This window comes from Lewinella sp. LCG006, from assembly GCF_040784935.1.
In the GTDB taxonomy this organism is placed as follows: domain Bacteria; phylum Bacteroidota; class Bacteroidia; order Chitinophagales; family Saprospiraceae; genus Lewinella.
Genome location: NZ_CP160680.1, coordinates 3,928,034 through 3,945,692 on the forward strand (window position 1 = coordinate 3,928,034; position 17,659 = coordinate 3,945,692).

12 protein-coding genes and 1 pseudogene are annotated in these 17,659 nt (G+C 45.9%); 5 read left to right on the top strand and 8 right to left on the bottom strand.

What is annotated here, in order from left to right; translation table 11 throughout:
* Window positions 1–114: 114 nt before the first annotated feature.
* From AB0L18_RS14200 to AB0L18_RS14225, 6 genes and pseudogenes are all read right to left on the bottom strand, one after another.
* Entirely contained in the window at window positions 115–1,590 is a 1,476-nt protein-coding gene (locus tag AB0L18_RS14200; protein WP_367387964.1) for an ATP-binding protein, read from the bottom strand.
* Window positions 1,591–1,593: 3 nt separating this feature from the next.
* Window positions 1,594–2,295 carry a response regulator transcription factor gene (locus tag AB0L18_RS14205; protein WP_367387965.1) on the bottom strand — a complete coding sequence of 234 codons (702 nt, stop codon included), beginning with the start codon at window positions 2,293–2,295 and terminating at the stop codon, window positions 1,594–1,596.
* A gap of 91 nt (window positions 2,296–2,386) precedes the next feature.
* Complete coding sequence (locus AB0L18_RS14210) at window positions 2,387–3,664, bottom strand: sigma-54-dependent transcriptional regulator (RefSeq protein ID WP_367387966.1); 1,278 nt, start codon at window positions 3,662–3,664, stop codon at window positions 2,387–2,389.
* Window positions 3,665–3,797: 133 nt separating this feature from the next.
* Window positions 3,798–3,908 (bottom strand): annotated as a pseudogene (locus tag AB0L18_RS14215) (M57 family metalloprotease); the annotation flags it as partial.
* A gap of 3 nt (window positions 3,909–3,911) precedes the next feature.
* Entirely contained in the window at window positions 3,912–4,439 is a 528-nt protein-coding gene (locus AB0L18_RS14220) for a flavodoxin family protein (protein WP_367387967.1), read from the bottom strand.
* A gap of 318 nt (window positions 4,440–4,757) precedes the next feature.
* Window positions 4,758–5,561 carry an enoyl-ACP reductase gene (locus AB0L18_RS14225; RefSeq protein ID WP_367387968.1) on the bottom strand — a complete coding sequence of 268 codons (804 nt, stop codon included), beginning with the start codon at window positions 5,559–5,561 and terminating at the stop codon, window positions 4,758–4,760.
* Between the two features lie 113 nt (window positions 5,562–5,674).
* Between AB0L18_RS14225 and AB0L18_RS14230 the strand changes: the two genes are divergently transcribed.
* Window positions 5,675–8,035 carry a glycoside hydrolase family 2 protein gene (locus AB0L18_RS14230; protein WP_367387969.1) on the top strand — a complete coding sequence of 787 codons (2,361 nt, stop codon included), beginning with the start codon at window positions 5,675–5,677 and terminating at the stop codon, window positions 8,033–8,035.
* A gap of 78 nt (window positions 8,036–8,113) precedes the next feature.
* Window positions 8,114–11,359 (top strand): T9SS type A sorting domain-containing protein, encoded by a 3,246-nt coding sequence (locus tag AB0L18_RS14235; protein WP_367387970.1) that lies wholly within the window; start codon window positions 8,114–8,116, stop codon window positions 11,357–11,359.
* A 46-nt stretch (window positions 11,360–11,405) separates the two neighbouring features.
* On the opposite strand, the gene AB0L18_RS14240 is transcribed toward AB0L18_RS14235, so the two are convergent.
* Window positions 11,406–11,786: an START-like domain-containing protein gene (locus AB0L18_RS14240; protein ID WP_367387971.1), complete on the bottom strand. Its 381-nt coding sequence runs from the start codon at window positions 11,784–11,786 to the stop codon at window positions 11,406–11,408.
* A gap of 425 nt (window positions 11,787–12,211) precedes the next feature.
* Between AB0L18_RS14240 and AB0L18_RS14245 the strand changes: the two genes are divergently transcribed.
* On the top strand, window positions 12,212–13,081 hold the full coding sequence (locus tag AB0L18_RS14245) for an RNA polymerase sigma factor RpoD/SigA (RefSeq protein ID WP_367387972.1): 870 nt from the start codon (window positions 12,212–12,214) through the stop codon (window positions 13,079–13,081).
* A 67-nt stretch (window positions 13,082–13,148) separates the two neighbouring features.
* On the opposite strand, the gene AB0L18_RS14250 is transcribed toward AB0L18_RS14245, so the two are convergent.
* Window positions 13,149–14,426, bottom strand: a complete 1,278-nt coding sequence (locus tag AB0L18_RS14250) for a glucose-1-phosphate adenylyltransferase (RefSeq protein WP_367387973.1) — start codon at window positions 14,424–14,426, stop codon at window positions 13,149–13,151.
* 228 nt (window positions 14,427–14,654) lie between these two features.
* Here AB0L18_RS14250 and AB0L18_RS14255 point away from each other — a divergent pair, with 228 nt between their 5' ends.
* Together AB0L18_RS14255 and AB0L18_RS14260 are read left to right on the top strand one after the other, a co-directional pair.
* Window positions 14,655–15,608 carry a GNAT family N-acetyltransferase gene (locus tag AB0L18_RS14255; protein WP_367387974.1) on the top strand — a complete coding sequence of 318 codons (954 nt, stop codon included), beginning with the start codon at window positions 14,655–14,657 and terminating at the stop codon, window positions 15,606–15,608.
* A gap of 178 nt (window positions 15,609–15,786) precedes the next feature.
* Window positions 15,787–17,490 (top strand): T9SS type A sorting domain-containing protein, encoded by a 1,704-nt coding sequence (locus AB0L18_RS14260; protein WP_367387975.1) that lies wholly within the window; start codon window positions 15,787–15,789, stop codon window positions 17,488–17,490.
* Window positions 17,491–17,659: the final 169 nt, after the last annotated feature.

The following is a 17,659-nucleotide window of genomic DNA, read 5'->3' on the forward strand; positions in this document are numbered from 1 at the left end:
CACGCCGAGCAGGCAGGTTTTTCGCCTTGCGAGTCAAAAAAATAGCGGCGTCATTTTTTCACAAATCCTGACTTGGTGAACTATAGCGAAGATAGGGATTTTTAGGAAAAAGCGTTACCCCACTGCCATGGGTAATTGGAACCAAAATTCTGCCCCACTTTGTTCACGGTTGCGTACGTGGATTGTCGATTGATGGATCTCAAGGATTTTTTTCACAATGGCGAGCCCCAGGCCGCTACCGGTTGCCGTTGTTTTCTTTGTCTCTAATTGTCGATATCGCTCAAAAATATGGGGTTGTTGTGCTTCTGGTATGCCGGGGCCAGTATCTGCAACCATAATACATACGCCCTCTGTCATGTTTTCGAGTTGAATGCTCACTTGGCCACCAGCGGGGGTATGCTTCAGGGCATTGTCCAGTAGGTTTTGCAGTACGCGCTCTACCAGGCCAATGTCCGCAAAAACCATGGGCAGGTCACGAGGTGCGTTCCAGTCGAGGGTGATGTCTTTTTCTTGAGCCAAAACCTGGTATTTAAAAACAATATCCTGGCAAAGCTCCTGGATCGGGAAGGGCTCCTTTTGCGGCACAATCTGCTGGGCTTCCAATTTAGAATATTCAAACAATTGAGCAATCAGGCGCGAGAGTTTCTCCGAACTGTCCATCACCGTCTGTAGGTATTTTTTGCGTTCTTCGGCTGTGATGTGCTCCTCCTTCATCTGAAGGGTTTCAATGTAGCCTTGCATAATGGCCAGCGGGGTGCGCAGATCGTGGGAAACATTGCCAATAAGTTCCTGGCGAAGGCGGTCTACTGATTTCAGTTGCTCAATGCTTTCGGTTACTTTTTCGGCCATCTCATTGAAAGTATCTCCTAATATAGCGAGGCTGCCTTGGTCTTTTTCGGAAATACGGGCGTCATAATCACCTTCCTGAAACCGTTTCACAACACTGATAATCCTTCGTAAGTTACGTGTCAGCCGCCAAAAAGCCAGCAAGCCAATTAGTAAGGTTGCCGCCAGAATTAGGTAGAATAGTCGGCCACCTAGGTTCATGATGTAGTGCATGCTCAGGGCACTGGTAATACTGTTTCGTGTTTCACTTGCGAGGATGACGTAAGCGTAGCCACTAAGTTGTTCGTTCTCGTAAATAGGGGCGGTAGAGAAAATATTTTCTTCGTCGGGTTGTTTGGGGTCTTTACCCAAAATCAGTTGAGGCTTGCTATTCGCCAAAAAAGTTTTGATCGGTCCGAGGTCTACACGGTCCAGTTTTACTTTGCTATATGGCACAACATAGTCGATGATTTTCCCGGTAGTGTCTAGCAAGTAAACTTCAAGACTGGGGTTGATGACCATCATGGAATGCATGATGTCGTGGGTAGCCGAGGTGTCTGGCTTTCCACTTTTAATGGGCTGGGTCTCTTTGACGATGTGTTTGGCAACATCACCGTAGAGTTGCTGATTGATTTCCAGAACATAGGTACGCGCAGCCATCGAGGTAACAAAGATATACCCCGCGCCCAACCCAATCAGCAGCAGCAGTAGGGTGAAGGCAATGTTCCAGAAAAGAGAAAAATGATCGTTGGTTTTTTTATTCATGTTCTACAATTCTTCGTTGAAGCGGTAACCTACGCCCCAGGTGGTAAGGATATAGCGTGGTTGATCTGCCTGGGGCTCAATCTTCCGACGCAGGCGATTGATATGCGAGTTGACGGTATGCTCAAAGCCATCAAAATCATAACCCCACACCAAGGTAAGCAAGCGCTGGCGGTCGTAACTTTTTCCTGGATTTGCAGCCATCAAGGCCAGTAACTCGAATTCTTTGGGCGAAAGTTCTACTCTCTTTTGCTCAAGCGTTACTTTTCGTTTTTCCAGGTCAATGACCAGATCACCAAAATTCAGTATGCTTGATGGTTCCGCTTGTTGTTTTTGCTGGGCCAAACTGCTCCGCCGGAAAATGGCCTTCACCCTGGCAATGAGTTCCCGAACACTAAATGGCTTGGTCAGGTAGTCATCGGCCCCCGTTTCTAACCCCAATACTTTGTCAATCTCCTCTGATTTTGCGGTAAGCATTAAAATCGGGGTGTTGATTTTTTGCATCCGTAAGCGTCGGCAAACTTCTAATCCATCAATCTGCGGCAACATCAGATCCAGGATGATCAGGTCGAAGGCACTGCCTTCTGCCGCTACGAGACCACGGAGGCCATCGCTCGCCCGTACCAGGCTACAGCCTAAGTCATTGAGGTGAATCTCTATGAGGTCAACAATTTGGGGATCATCTTCAATGATCAAAACCCTCTTCATAAGCTCTTTTTTGTAATCATCGGCAAATTCGCCAATAAGTATCACAAAAGCATCACGAAGAACAGATTAAGGACAAATAGCGTCTTGGCCCTTACACTGGCTGATGTTCCTGGTATTCCTGTCGGATATAAGCCTGGAGTTCTTCCAGCGTATCAAAGCGTTGGAACAATTGTTGGAGACTATCGGTCTTTTCAGCTTCTGCCGCGGTAGGTAATACAAACTGCTTGACATCCTCTACACTTACGGTGTCGTCGCTCAAGATCAGTAGGCGTTCCACCACATTACGGAGCTCGCGGATATTCCCCGTCCAGTTCAGTGCTTGAAGTTGTTCAATGACCTTGTCATCCCACTTTTTGGGCGCAACACCATATTCCTGGCAAATCTGCCGATTGAAGTGGTCAATGAGTAAAGGAATATCATCGCGCCGCTCATTCAAAGGAGGAACCTCAATGAGAATGACGGAAAGGCGGTGGTAGAGGTCTTCCCGAAAACGGCCGGCAGCAATTTCCTGGCGCAAGTCTTTGTTGGTGGCCGCTAGCAGCCTTACGTCTACTTTTAGATCTTTGTTGCCCCCTACGCGGGTGATTTGGTTTTCTTGAAGTGCCCGGAGTACTTTGGCCTGGGCTTTGAGGCTCATGTCGCCGATTTCATCGAGAAAGAGCGTCCCCTTGTTGGCTTGCTCAAATTTGCCGATCTTTTGTTGGCTAGCACCGGTAAATGAACCTTTCTCGTGGCCAAACAGCTCACTTTCGATCAATTCAGCGGGAATGGCGGCGCAGTTGACTTCCACGAGTGCTTGTTTGGCTCTGCTGCTCTGTTGATGAATTTGACGAGCCACCAGCTCTTTGCCCGTACCATTGGGGCCCGTGATCAGGATGCGGGCCTCCGTAGGAGCTACTTTTTCAATGGTCTCCAATATTTTGGTCAAGCCTTCCGATTTACCAATCATCTTGGGGGCTTCCTTGGTCTGCACCTTCCTTTGCAAGGCCTTTTTTTCACCAATCAAAGTAGATTTGTCCTGGGCATTGCGCAAGGTGATGAGCAGCCGGTTGAGATCGAGTGGTTTACTGATAAAGTCAAAAGCACCTTTCTTGACCGACTCCACCGCCGTGTCAATATCAGCATGCCCCGAAATCATAATTACGGGTGTTTCCGGAGAAAGAATAGCGATACGATCGAGCGCGTCCATACCATCCATTTGTGGCATCTTGATGTCCAGGACGATAACGTCGAATTTGCCTTGCTTCAACTTTACCAGACATTCGGTTCCATTGGTTGCTTCAACAACTTCGTATTTTTCAAACTCAAGGATATCTCGAAGGGCTCTCCGGATGGCGGCTTCATCGTCTACGACTAATACTCGTGGCATATTGCAAATCGGTTGGGGGTGAAAAATGACTTTCTTTCCTATACGTATTAGAAAAAAGAATGTTTCGTAAAGAGAGATCCCGAATACAGCAAATAGCCGCATCCGGGATCAAGACAATTCATTAAAAAAGCGTTCAGTAGAGATATTGTAGCGCTACCTGATCGTAGTAACCGAATTCACCATCCTCATTAGAGCTAAAGCAAGCGAGCATTACGCTGGCCCAGTCGATACCCGATGGGGTGCCTGTTTAGAAACTATTTGATTTGGCGATGATGTTTTCAACGAACTGATCCAGAAGTATTTGCACTTCAGGCTTCATCGTCAGCGTCCGGCCCAGCCAAGTGTGGAGATCGCCACCATAATCCATCGCTAAATAATCTGCCGAAAGGCGAAATGGGGTGAAAAAGTGGGGAACTGCTTCGGAATCACTTCCTACGGCAATGGTCCAAAGATGTTTTCCCGTCAAGGCGGGAAGAAATTCCTGGTGATATCGCAGCAGATCAGAAAACCGATCCAGAAAGGTCTTCATCTGAGCACTCATCGTGTACCAATAAACAGGCGTAACCAATACCCACTGATCGGCATCAATGGTTTGTTTAATAAGCCCCATGAAATCATCGGTAGCAGGATAATTGTCTTCGTAAGAGAAAGGAGCTATCTCGTGGTCGCTCAGGTCAATGGCCGTAGCGGAAAGTTGCTTGCTCAGGTAATTCGCAATGGTAGTGGTGTTGCCTTGATGGCGGGAGCTAGCGTGGAAGACAATGATGGATGACATAGCAGAAGTTTGCCAGGGAGGATTTTATCACGTAGTGACATAGGTTTTTAAAACAAAGACTTCGGGTTAGCACCCTTATTTGGCGTTTTGATAAACCTATTTTGCCACGGAGGCTTTAACGCTTGCAATGCCTCCGTGGCATTATAGTGCCTAAGCACAGGGGGCTTGATCATTTATTGGAAAATGGTCTGTAGAGCAGGGTTTTACACCCTGCTGCACAAGGCATGATAGGGAAGGAGCAGATAGGGGTTTTACACCCCGCACTCCCCGCACGAAGGAGCAATCAGGGTTTTACCCGCCGCACCGAAGAGTAGCGATTTACCCTTCCAGCAGTGCCGGATTCATACCCATGTTGGAGAACCCACCATCGTGGAAAAGATTTTGCATCGTCACGTAGCGACTCAAGTCACTAAACAGCTGGATACAGTAGTTGGCACAGGCCTCCGCGGGCGCATTGCCCAGTGGCGACATCTTGTCGGCGTAGTTGAAAAATTCACCAAAACCTTTCACACCCTGGCCGGCGGTGGTCATGGTAGGTGACTGGCTGATGGTATTCACACGTACTTTATTGCGGGTGCCAAAATGGTAGCCAAAGCTGCGGGCGAAACTCTCCAGGAGCGCCTTACTTTCGGCCATTTCACTGTAATCAGGAAACGTACGCTGTGCTGCAATATAGGTGAGGGCCAAGATAGAGCCCCAATCATTCATAGCATCCTGTTGCCAGAGCACCTGCATCATTTTATGGAAAGAGATGGCAGAAACATCAAAAGTTTTCATCATCCAATCGTGCTTCAGATCCGTGTACTCCCGGCCTTTGCGGACATTTACGGACATACCGATCGAGTGGAGGACGAAGTCGAGCTTGCCGCCCATTGCTTCCTGGCTTTTGACGACTAGGTTCTCCAGGTCTTCCATGCTCGTAGCGTCAGCAGGAATAATTTCGGCATTGAGTCGCTCCGCTAATTCGTTGATTTTACCAAAACGCATGGCCACGGGGGCATTGGTAAGGACAATTTGTGCTCCTTCTTCTGCACAACGCTCTGCGACTTTCCAGGCGATGGATTGTTCGTCGAGTGCTCCGGAAATGATGCCACGCTTGCCGGCTAACAGATTATTTGCCATAGGTTACCCAATTTTGAGTTGAGAATTTAGCTGTAAATTCAATTTATTTTTCTAAGAATCTGATTTTCTTCTCTCGCAAAGATAATTAATCTTAGGACTTGTATCTTTCCGCCATGAATCGACTATCCTTCCTTTTACCAGCAGTAGGTCTTTTCTTTTCGCTACTGTTAATGAGCCAAATCCTTATGGGGCAAGAAGTATTACGTGAATCATTGAGCACGGGCTGGACCATCAAATCCACCGAGTTTTCCGACGCAGAAGAGCTATCAACGCCTGTACCCAGCACCGTTCAGGAAGTGCTGAGCAGGTCGGGTTTGTTGCCTGATCCCTATTATGGAACCAATGAAACGGAGGTGCAATGGGTAGGGGAGCGCAACTGGGAGTACAACCTGTTTTTTACACCCGCCGCTTTTGATACCAAACGTGCTTACCGGCTCAACTTTACGGGCTTGGATACTTACGCCAAGGTTTACCTAAACGACAGCCTGATCCTGACGGCAGACAACATGTTTCGCTCTTGGCAGGTGCCCGTCACCGAGTTGTTGAAAGCGGGAACGAATCACTTGCGGGTAGCTTTTACCGCCCCGATTGAAGCTTTGGCAGCAACGATTGAAAACCTGCCTTACGCCCTGAATAAAACCTCCGTCAATGATACCGGCACGCCACGGATGGCCAATTTCGCCCGCAAGGCACAGTTTCAATTTGGTTGGGACTGGGGGCTGCGGCTGGTCACCCAGGGCATTTGGCGCCCTGTTTACCTCGAAAGCTGGGAACATGCCCGCTTGGAGGAGGTCCAGTATTTTCAGGAAAACCTTACTACTGCCCACGCTCGGATGCGCGTACAGGCAAGTATTGATCGTCGTAGTGAGGGCAATTACGAGTTGCGCCTGCGCGATCTGAACACCAGCCGCCTTTTAGCAAAACGGGCATTGACGAAAACGGAAGCAGCCGTCGACTTCAACTTCCAGATCGATCAGCCGCGGCTGTGGTGGCCCAATAGTCATGGAGTGCCACATCGTTATCACTTGAGCCTTGAACTGTGGCGCGACGGAGAGCTGCAAGATCAGCAAGAAAAGAAAATTGGCATCCGCACCGTCGAGCTGGTTCAAGAACCTGACACTTACGGTACCAGCTTTTATTTCAAAGTCAATGGTCGTCCCATTTTCACCAAAGGTGCTAGTTATATTCCTCAGGATGCCATTCTGACCAGGATCACGGCTCAACAAAAGACGACACTGCTTCAGCAGACACACGATGCTCATTTTAACCTTATCCGGGTTTGGGGTGGGGGGATTTATGAAGATGATCATTTTTATGATCAATGCGACTCGCTGGGGCTGATGGTTTGGCAGGATTTTATGTTTGCCTGTGCCGCCTATCCTGCTGATCCGGCATTTTTAGCCAATGTAGAAGCCGAAGTGAGGGAAAATGTGCGTCGCCTGCGCAATCACCCCAGCATCATCACCTGGTGTGGCAACAACGAAGTGGATCTGGCAATGCGCAATTGGGGCTGGCAAAGGCAATATGATATCAAAGGAGAGGACGAACAGGATATGTATCGGAATTACACCAAGCTATTTCAGGAGTTGATTCCTGAGGTTTTGGCGGAGGAAGATCCCGAGCGACCTTACGCTCATACCACCCCGCTGAGTTCTTACTACAACGCTTCCCAAAGAGGGCACAATACCCTTCACTATTGGGGTGTATGGCACGGGCCTGATGATTTTACCGGCTATGAAACCAAGGTAGGGCGCTACATGAATGAGTACGGTTTTCAATCATTTCCAGACATGGAAACCATCGCCAGTTTTGCCGATAGCAGCCAGTGGTCGCTGGAAAGCCCAGTAATGGCACACCACCAAAAGAGCTATATTGGCAACGGCCTCATCGGGAAGTTTACGGAACAATACGGTGAACCTGCTGCCGATTTTCCTGCTTTTGTGGAGCAATCCCAAAAGGTGCAGTACGAAGGTATCCGGAGGGCTATCCTGGCGCACCGCCTGCGATACGGTTACTGTATGGGGACGACTTTTTGGCAATTGAATGATTGCTGGCCAGCCCCCTCTTGGTCGGCCATTGATTACTATGGTCGGCCAAAGGTTTTGTTTGAGGAATTGCCTAATCTTTACGCTCCCATCGTAGCCGCAGCAGTAGGAACGCCAAAAGATCCCCAACTGGCAGTGATTTCGGATTATCCTGGTGGAGCAGAAGTAAGTCTCTTCTGGACGAAACGACAAAACGGCAATGCCATCGTCTTGGGAAGTGGTGAGAAAAAAGTGTTGGTCTTAAGGGCCGGAACACAGTTGATCGCACCACCCGCGGGGATGGTGCCAGGGAAGGACGAGCAAACAGAGGTGAATCTCTTTGTTCAGGGAGAATTGATGTCTACCTTCAAATGGTCGGGGCGGCAATTGCCTATTCGCTTGCCAGAGGAGAGTGACTGGCAGGAATTTCCTGAATTGTTAAAGGAGTAATATGTTTAGATTGTCCAAAATCCCTAGCAAATGCTGATATTTTTGTAGTTTTGAGCTACTTAACTTAATCCCAATACAATGAAATCGTTCTCTCTCGCTTTCGCGCTAATATTTTTGTCTTTTTGTCTCTTTTCTCAAGTCACCTGGGATGCTTTACCCAATGGGCCCTACGGTATGTCGACGAATAAAGTCTTAACGGGACCGGAAGAATCTGTTTTTCTATTAGGTGTTTCAGAACAATTGGTGAGTCGCTCTTTAGATGGCGGTGAAAATTGGACGCAACTTTTCCCTACGGAGCAAGTAGCTATTAGCGGCTTTGTTGAGGAAATCACGGCAGGCGCTGATGGGACATTGGGAATTATCGTTAATGGTGATGTCCTTATCATCGGACTGGAAGAAACAGAATGGACTTATTTTCCGGGGATAAACGCCAGGAATCTGGCCATCTCTGCTGATGGAACCATAGTTATTATTACCAATAATCACCAAATTCACTATTTGCCTCCTGGAGAAAGTACGTGGACGAACGTTATGCATAGTGAAAGTTCTCTATTTGGTGAGCTTACAGCCTTGCCCAATCAAGCATTTATCCTTTGGTGGGAGGGGTCAATAAGACGTTTTTCGCTGGTAGATAATTCTTTGGAAGTAATTTACACCAATGGCACTGTACTGGATGATGTAAAAGCTCACCCTTCAGCGGGCATCTTCGTGGTAGTTGATAATACTTTATTTCACAGCAATGATTACGGAGATACGTGGAATACGTTACCTACCACCGCTGAGATGGAGTTCAATCAAGTATTTTTTGGTGGAGATGGAAGAATCTACCTCATGATTGATCGTTTCCTGGATCCACAACATCACGCTTCTACTGATGGCGGCCAAAGTTGGAACCCTTCCACTGCGCTGTTACAAGAAACGTTCAGTGCGCCATCATCAGTAGTACTTAGCGATGATAGTGAAATCTTTTATTATGAAGGTTTTTGTCATGAACAATTACTAATTAAAACGATTGACGATGGATTATCTTATTCTGACCTCAGTCGGGCTTTTCGTTATACTACAATAGAAATACTCACCAATCCTGCCGATGATATACTTTTCGTAGGTGCTTGCAATCTTGATCTTCAGTACAGTACCAATGGGGGAGAGGATTGGCAAAATTACCCCCGTCCCAATGGTCAACCGGTCGAGTACATCAGAGAAGGCACACTGGGGGGATTATTGGCACTCACCATCACCAACGAATTATTACTATCTACCAACTTGGGAGAAGATTGGACGGACATTACCCCTCTTGGCCTTGGAAATGGAGGTATTAATGAGGCTTATATTTACGATGCTGATCATATTCTTGCTTTCCAAACCTTTGGGAATACTTTTTATACAGCAGATGGCGGAGCAAATTGGACGATCGTAGCCACACCTGAAAATATCGTAAAGGCCGTCGTTCATCCAGATGGGTACTTCTTTGGTTTTGATCCTTATTTACCCGATGACGACGAAGACTTTATTTATCGGTTTAACCCACAGACACTTAGTTGGGAGGTTACGAATTTTCCTTATGGAGTTGCTGAACTGCATTGTACAAAAACAGGTGTGCTGCTAGGCTACTACGTTGGCCCTAATCAACAACAAGGGGCAGATTTGCTGGTTTCTTATGATCTAGGCGAGAATTTTGACGTTGCTAACAATGTTCCGTACCGTCCCCGTCTTAATCAACTTAATGCTTTTCCGATGGTTTCTAATCGCCTTGGTCATATTTTTATGATTTCTGAGGAAAAGGTTTATCGCAGTCAGGATGATGGTTTTACGTGGGAAATATATTACGAAGCGATAGAGATGGATGATCCGGTGCCTAATTATGCCCTTTATATTGATCGGAATGATTATTTGTATTTTTATCGCTTTATACTTTACCGAACGACGGAGCCTACTGCTAATCCAGCGATTTTTTTAGGCCATGTTTGGCTTGATCGTAATGAAGATTGCCTTACGCAAGAGCCAGAGGAAGATAACTTGCCGGGGCAGCTCATCCAGGCTTCTAACGAAACGGCTACCTATTTTAGCTACACTAATTCAGAGGGGGACTATCAACTGAATGTACCCATGGGGGATTATGAGCTTAAGTTGATTAATACTAACCCCTTATTCGTTGCTTGTAGCGATCCGATAAACATAACCGTAGGGGAAGATGAGGCTATCACTGCTGATTTAGCTGTCTACTCGACGGTTGATTGTGCTTGGCTGCAACCTCAGGCGTCTACGCCATTTTTGCGACGCTGTTTTGAAAATATTTATTACGTCACGGTATGTAACGAGGGAACGATTGCTTCAACATCAACACCAGTTACTGTAACCCTGGATGACTTTTTTGTCTTCCTTGGGAGTAGTCTTCCCGTTGATAATCAGGATGGGCAACAATACACATTTACGCTGCCTGCTTTGGAAGTTGGAGCTTGCCAAACCTTTTCGATTAACCTGGAGGTATCCTGCGACGCCGATCTGGGACAAGAACATTGTTTGCAGGTAGATATACCACTTGCTAACGAATGCACTATGGCTGGTCTGAGTGGGAGTTATACGGAATGCCAGATCAATATTGGCTCCTACGATCCTAACGACAAGAGGGCTTTTGTAGCAGGGCGGGAAATAGATACTTATCTTCTACCAGGCACCGAAGAATTGAGCTATCACATAAGATTTCAAAATACGGGTAGTGATACTGCTTTTACGGTGGTCGTCACAGACACCCTTCCAATAACCTTAGATCCTTCGACTTTTCGGTTTGAAAATAGTAGTCATCCGTGCGAAACAGCATTTCGCACAGGAGAAGGTGGATTAACTGTTTTAGAATTTACTTTCAATGATATCCTATTGGTTGACTCTATGACCAATGAACCTGCTTCCCATGGGTTTGTGAAATTCGCAATTGCTCCTCTTGATAGCTTGGAGCTAGGTACTTCCGTTCTTAATTTTGCGGATATCTTTTTTGATTTTAATGAACCAGTGCGCACCAATACTTCCAGTCTGCTGTATGATTTTCCTTCAGGTACGGAAATACCTTTATCAGAGAAATACAAGTTACATGCTTTCCCAAATCCGTTTACGGGGCAGGTCTTCTTTGAGATACAGGGCCCTCCTGCCCCTGAGCAATTATTATGGGAGTGTTTTAATGCTCAGGGAAAACTGATCGCCAAAATGTTAGTTTCAGAAAAACGGTGGAATTGGTCTGGAAACCATCTACCCGCTGGTTTCTATATTTATCGCCTCTCCAATAGGGAAGGCCTCTTGGTAACGGAGAAATTGATAAAGACAAAATAATTTGAAATACTGTGGCAAAGAGAAGGAGAGGTTTTCGGCATTAAGCTTACCCTCCAGTCACGGATCGTAAGGCTTCCATCTGGGTAGCCCAGAGCTGCTTTTGGTCTTCTACTTCATCAGCATCGCAAAAATCGGTAATGACAAGAATCGTTTCTCCGGTTACCGGAGATCGGTCCATGTTGAATTCAAGATATTCTCTCTCATCATCAGCATCTTCCCAGTGGAAACGGAGGAGTTCTTCCTCGATGTCTTCAATGAGTTCTGCTTCTTCTTCCGCGCCATTCCATTCAAAAATGTACATCCGTCCTTGAATACGAACTTGGTCACAAAACCAACGGATCAGGCAGTCTGGTGTGCTTAAAAATTGGTACAAAATGGCCGGAGATGCGCGAAAGATGAATTCTTTCGAAAATTTTACTCTCTCCATAGTAAGGGCATGGGTTTAGTGAGAATTTTACGCTCACAAATAATTAATGCGAATCCGTGAATCGGTTCGGCACAATAAAAGAGAAAGCAGCCATTTTTCCAAATCTTTACTTGCATTAAGTATAAAAAATATAGATTGTTGTAAGGACACAACTATTCTCTTTATCAGTTTGTTACTAAAAGGCAAACAATTATATCGGCTAGAAGCTTGACAATTAGCTGTTTTGCACGTATTTTTGCGCTTAAATTTCGATAAAATATTATTTTTCTAATTTATATGGCGGTAACTCAAATACTCAAAATCTCTTCCTGTCAGATGGGGTTAGTTAGGGTTGCCAAGTTCCAATAAATGAATTCGAGCGTAAATCCGGCTTGTATGCAGCGCAAGGCGGGTTTTTTATTTTCGACAATAAAGAGGCTAAATAAATGAGACAGCTTAAGATCACAAAATCCATTACTAACCGCGAAAGTCAGTCCCTAGAGAAATACCTCCAGGAGATCGGTAAGGTGGATTTGTTGACACCGGAAGAAGAGGTGGAATTAGCGAAGCGGATCAAACAAGGTGATCAGGCCGCTTTGGAAAAATTGACCAAAGCTAACTTACGATTTGTGGTTTCGGTAGCGAAACAGTACCAAAACCAAGGGCTTTCCTTAAGTGATTTGATCAACGAAGGCAACCTGGGTTTGATCAAAGCAGCGCAACGTTTTGATGAAACGCGTGGTTTCAAGTTTATCTCTTATGCCGTTTGGTGGATTCGCCAATCGATCCTTCAAGCACTTGCAGAGCAATCGCGCATCGTCCGTCTACCTTTAAACAAGGTAGGTTCCCTCAACAAAATCAACAAGGCTTTTTCCGAACTCGAACAAGAGTACGAGCGTGAGCCTTCTCCCGAAGAATTAGCAGATCAGCTGGAAATCTCTACCGAAGAAGTAGAAACGACGCTTGGCGTTGCTGCCCGGCACGTATCTATGGATGCGCCTTTCGTGGAAGGTGAAGACAATAGCCTGTTGGATGTACTCGAAAATACTGCTACACCTGATACCGATGCTGCTTTGGAGTACCGGGAATCACTGCGCCGGGAAATCGAACGTTCTCTATCAACACTTACTGATCGCCAGTGCGATGTCATCAAGCTGTACTTCGGCATTGGTGTAGAGCACCCTATGTCCTTGGAGGATATCGGCGATAAATTTGGCCTTACCCGCGAGCGGGTTCGCCAGATTAAGGACAAAGCCATTAATAAGCTTCGTTCCGCCAACCGTAGCAAGCTGCTCAAGCACTATTTGGGTGCTTAGTACCTTTGGGGGGCACAAAAAAATCCCGCTGATGAAACCATCAGCGGGATTTTTTTTGTGAACTAATTTAGCTCTGTAGGCCAATTCTAGTGCCGGGAGGAATGACAGCCCCCTTACGGGTAACGATAATCCCCCCTCGTATCATGTACGTAGGCGTTTCGGTATCCTCCAGGGAGGTACTACCGTGGATACGGACATTGTCACCGATGCGGCAATCCTTATCAATGATTGCATTGCGAATGTAACAACCAGAACCAATGCCCATTGCGGGCGTGTTACCCAAGGTCTCTAGTTCGGCCATCGTTTCGTAATAATCATTACCCATGATAATGGCGTTCGATATCTCGGTATCAGTCCCAATCCGGGAACGTAAACCGATGATCGCGTGGTCTATTTGTCGGGCATGTACAATACAACCTTCGGCAATAATCGCTTGGTTGAAGAAGGTGCCAAAAATCTTGGAAGGCGCCAACATCCGCGGACGAGTATAGATCTGCTCTTCGTTGTCAAACATATTGAAGGCCGGAACGGGATCCGTCAGGGCAATATTGGCATCGAAGAACGAACGGATGGTTCCAATATCTTCCCAGTAGCCATCGTAAGCATAGCTGGCTACCCGAAACTTGTTATTAATGGCGTAAGGAATGATCTCTTTACCAAAATCAGTAGCATCAGGGTTTTCGTCAAATAACCGCTCCAGGAAGGTTCTAGAGAAAATATAAATTCCCATAGAAGCCATCCAATTTTTCCCTTGCGAGGTATATTTTTCCGGAAGAGGAGAGGTCCACTCAGAAAGCATATCCGAAGATGGTTTCTCTACGAAACTCTCAATCATCTGGTTATCATCCTGTTTGAGGATGCCAAAACCAGGAGCGTCTTTGTCATTTACCGGAATGGTCGCAATGGTTAAATCTGCTTTTTTCTCAATATGATACTGGGCAAAATCGGCCAGGTCCATCTGGTAAAGCTGATCCCCGGAAAGAATCATGACATAGTCGTGGTCGTGGTTGCGCAGGTGATGCATACTTTGGCGTACCGCATCTGCCGTGCCCTGAAACCAACTGTCGCTATTTTGAGTTTGCTCCGCCGCAAGAATATCGACAAACCCGTGGCTGAAAGAATCGAAATTATAAGTGTTTTTGATGTGCTGATTGAGGGACGCACTATTGTACTGGGTAAGCACAAACATCCGGCGAATACCTGAGTTAAGGCAATTGGAAATCGGAATATCAATAAGGCGGTATTTTCCACCAATGGGTACTGCTGGTTTTGATCGTTGTTCTGTTAGTGGGAATAAGCGTGTACCGGCACCTCCACCAAGGATAAGACTGATTATTTTGATCATAGATTAAAAGATAGTATAGCTTTACTCCCCAGTATAGGGGATGAATAAAGAAGGTTTTTAGATTAGGGCTAAAAGTTAGAAAAAATGTTGTGTATTATTTCCCTTAAAGCTTATTATTTTGCTAAGAACGCCAATTTCTTAAACTTGTATTAATTTTTGAGTAGGAAGTCTTGCAAGAATAGAAAAAAGCAAATACATTTACGTAAGCACTTACGTAAATAGTTTTGTATGGAACCAGAATTTTATCAAATAGCCGGTGTGATGGCTATCGGGAGCCGCTTGCGGCGCTTAAGTGAAATGGTGACGCTGGATGGAGCGGCGATTTTTCGTTTGCAACAAATGGATTTTGAACCTCGGTGGTTTCCGGTGTTTTACATGCTGAGTGAACGTGGACCGATGCACGTCACCGATTTGGCGCAACGGATAGGGCAGTCGCATGCTTCCGTGAGCCAAGTAGCTAAAGAGATGGAGAAAGATGACTTACTCACCAAGGTGCGCGACAAGCAAGACGGCCGAAAAAGCCTACTCTCACTTTCGGAAGCGGGGGAGGCCATCGCTGGAAAAATGGCCGATTTTTACGATGATGTTTACCAAAGCGTTGCCGACCTCCTGGCGGAAACGGATCATAATTTCTGGGGTGCGATGCAGGATTTGGAGCTCGCTTTGGAAACCAAAAGCATCACCCGCAGGGTGGAGGAACGGCGTAAAGCTCGTTTGTCAGAGGTTATCCAGATTGTGCCTTATCAGCCGGCTTACCAGCAAGCCTTCCGGGATATCAATGTGGCCTGGATTGAGCAATATTTTACCATGGAGGCCGCTGATTACGCTGCGCTTGATCATCCACAGACGTATATCCTGGATAAGGGTGGTTTTATCTTCGTTGCCTTATTTGAAGGAGAACCAGTAGGGGTCGTCGCCATGTTAAAAATGCCTGATGCTACGTATGAATTGGCCAAAATGGGGGTAAGCCCTCTGGCGCAAGGCAAAGGTGTAGGGTATTTGTTAGGACAAAAAGTGATCGCAAAGGCGCGAGAAGTGGGAGCTAGTCGACTGTATTTGGAAAGCAATACCCTCTTGCAACCCGCCATTAACCTCTATTACAAACTAGGTTTTACGCGTTTGGTCAACAAGTTGCCGAGCCCTTATGCGCGCTCTAATATTCAAATGGAGTTATTGCTTTAAGATCGGTTTAATTTGACAGACTAAAAGTTAAAGTACACTTTGTTTTTTAAGCTCAATACGATCGTAGTGGGCCGAATTTGGGGTTTGTCATTCTGGTTGCCAAACAGGAAGCTTGACGGTGGATTGTAAATGTCTTTGTTTGGTTATCTTTCAATTTGAACACCAAAACGCGCTCATTATGAAAAAAACATTCCACTTTTTACTCTTTCTCTGTGCCTTTTCCATTCAAGCACAGGAGATCAACCTGACGATAGGAGAGTACCTTTATAATAACGTCGTTGATGTTATTCCGCTGGAAACTGGTGGCTGGTTGGCGGTTGCTGATGTCTCCGATCTTGATAATGGCTTTCGAGTGAGGCCACGTTTGTTACGGATATCGCCCCAGAATACCATCGAATGGTCGGTTACGCTGCCTCCTGGTAGTTATGATTATAGCACTGTCGCCTTACTTTACGACTCCTTATTACAGCAATGTTATTTGATCCATCGACGAAACGAATGTGATTTGATTGGGCCTGATGTCATTTATGCTTTCGATACAGAAGGCAATCTTTTGTGGACGGACAGTCCAGAAGCAGAATTCATTATCAGCTTGGATAATTCAGCAGCAACAATTGCGATGGTGCCAGGAGAAGGTCTTTTTTTATTGAGAGATGGAAGTTTTTCCGCTCCTGTTCTCATCTTCAAGGATGCATCAGGAACCACTGTCAGGGAATACCCCATTGACGGTGCTGTTTTTAGTGGTGTCTACTATTGGCGCCCAGATACCTTGTTATTGACGTTGGAAAACCGCTTGTTATACACTGCTTATACAGACGACTCCCTTCATGTTTTTGCAGAGCAGATACTTACCGACGATGATATTCAAACACTCCATGTATTAAACGACAGCGTTATTTACAGTCAGTTTTACAATAGGATTACACGGTATGACTACTTAATTGACAATAGTAATTTCCTGGCAGATACTACTGTAGAAGTTCCCCCGGCTGGTATTATATATAACCTTTCTTTTGATGAAAATGCAATGTTTGCCGTAAGGGAGCAAAGCGTTTTTACTTATACGCATGATCTGCGCGAACGTACGGAGTACCAACTAAACATTCCTGGGACACAACTTTTTGGTGTAGCCTCCGATAATCAGGATTTGGTTGTTTACGGGAATACCGAGATCGCTGGTAATAACGGTTTTTATACTCGTGAAGGTTTCGCGTATAGCATCTCTGGCGAACCTCTGTTGAACCGGGATTTGGAACTTACCCATATCTCGTCTACGGGAGTTATCCGGGAGGAAAGTCCTTTTGGGGGGTATATTTCTACTTTTGATAGCATTCAAGCTACGGTATACAATGGGGGGATGGATACGGTATCCTCCTTGCACGTGAAAATTCAAAAAAGGTCGAGTTCTTTTATTTGCCCGGGTTTTAGAGGCCTAAACGAATCATTTTCAAACCTGCAATTATTACCAGGTGACAGTATCTCCCTGTTTTTAGGATCGCTAACGGGCTACAACTTTCTCAACAATACGCTTTGCGCGTGGGTAGGCACGGAAGCATCACCATTGGAGACCGACTTTAGTAACAACACGAGCTGCACGGAGGTAGATATTATCAATGCCTTGGAGACACCTTCGTCCGTCTCCTCCCTGCGTGTTTACCCAAATCCTACCAGCGATTTTCTCTATTTCAACAACACCGATCAGTGGCAATATTATCAACTCTTTGATGCTCGTGGGGTATTGGTGCAACAAGCGCCTTTGCCTAAAGGGGAGGCTACAACGCAGTTGGATCTCAATGATTTGCCTGGAGGGGTGTACCATCTTATATTGGATGGGCGGGAAGGCCGTACCCAGGCGCGAGTGGTAAAAGTACAGCTTAAGTAAGGTTGTTGAGGAATTTTATTATTTATCTACCTTAGTATTTTGACGGAAATAACTGATTCCATTTTTTCCAACGATTCGCGAAAATTTTCACGCAAGCTCCTTCTAGTTGCTTGCTTAGAAAATTTTAGCGAATCAAAAATGGAATCAGTTATTTTTGTTCCGTCACTTA

Bases quoted from the DNA above. Each gene is read 5' to 3' on its own strand.
- AB0L18_RS14200 (WP_367387964.1), bottom strand. From the start codon at position 1,590: ATGAATAAAAAAACCAACGATCATTTTTCTCTTTTCTGGAACATTGCC.
- AB0L18_RS14205 (WP_367387965.1), bottom strand. From the start codon at position 2,295: ATGAAGAGGGTTTTGATCATTGAAGATGATCCCCAAATTGTTGACCTC.
- AB0L18_RS14210 (WP_367387966.1), bottom strand. From the start codon at position 3,664: ATGCCACGAGTATTAGTCGTAGACGATGAAGCCGCCATCCGGAGAGCC.
- AB0L18_RS14220 (WP_367387967.1), bottom strand. From the start codon at position 4,439: ATGTCATCCATCATTGTCTTCCACGCTAGCTCCCGCCATCAAGGCAAC.
- AB0L18_RS14225 (WP_367387968.1), bottom strand. From the start codon at position 5,561: ATGGCAAATAATCTGTTAGCCGGCAAGCGTGGCATCATTTCCGGAGCA.
- AB0L18_RS14230 (WP_367387969.1), top strand. From the start codon at position 5,675: ATGAATCGACTATCCTTCCTTTTACCAGCAGTAGGTCTTTTCTTTTCG.
- AB0L18_RS14235 (WP_367387970.1), top strand. From the start codon at position 8,114: ATGAAATCGTTCTCTCTCGCTTTCGCGCTAATATTTTTGTCTTTTTGT.
- AB0L18_RS14240 (WP_367387971.1), bottom strand. From the start codon at position 11,786: ATGGAGAGAGTAAAATTTTCGAAAGAATTCATCTTTCGCGCATCTCCG.
- AB0L18_RS14245 (WP_367387972.1), top strand. From the start codon at position 12,212: ATGAGACAGCTTAAGATCACAAAATCCATTACTAACCGCGAAAGTCAG.
- AB0L18_RS14250 (WP_367387973.1), bottom strand. From the start codon at position 14,426: ATGATCAAAATAATCAGTCTTATCCTTGGTGGAGGTGCCGGTACACGC.
- AB0L18_RS14255 (WP_367387974.1), top strand. From the start codon at position 14,655: ATGGAACCAGAATTTTATCAAATAGCCGGTGTGATGGCTATCGGGAGC.
- AB0L18_RS14260 (WP_367387975.1), top strand. From the start codon at position 15,787: ATGAAAAAAACATTCCACTTTTTACTCTTTCTCTGTGCCTTTTCCATT.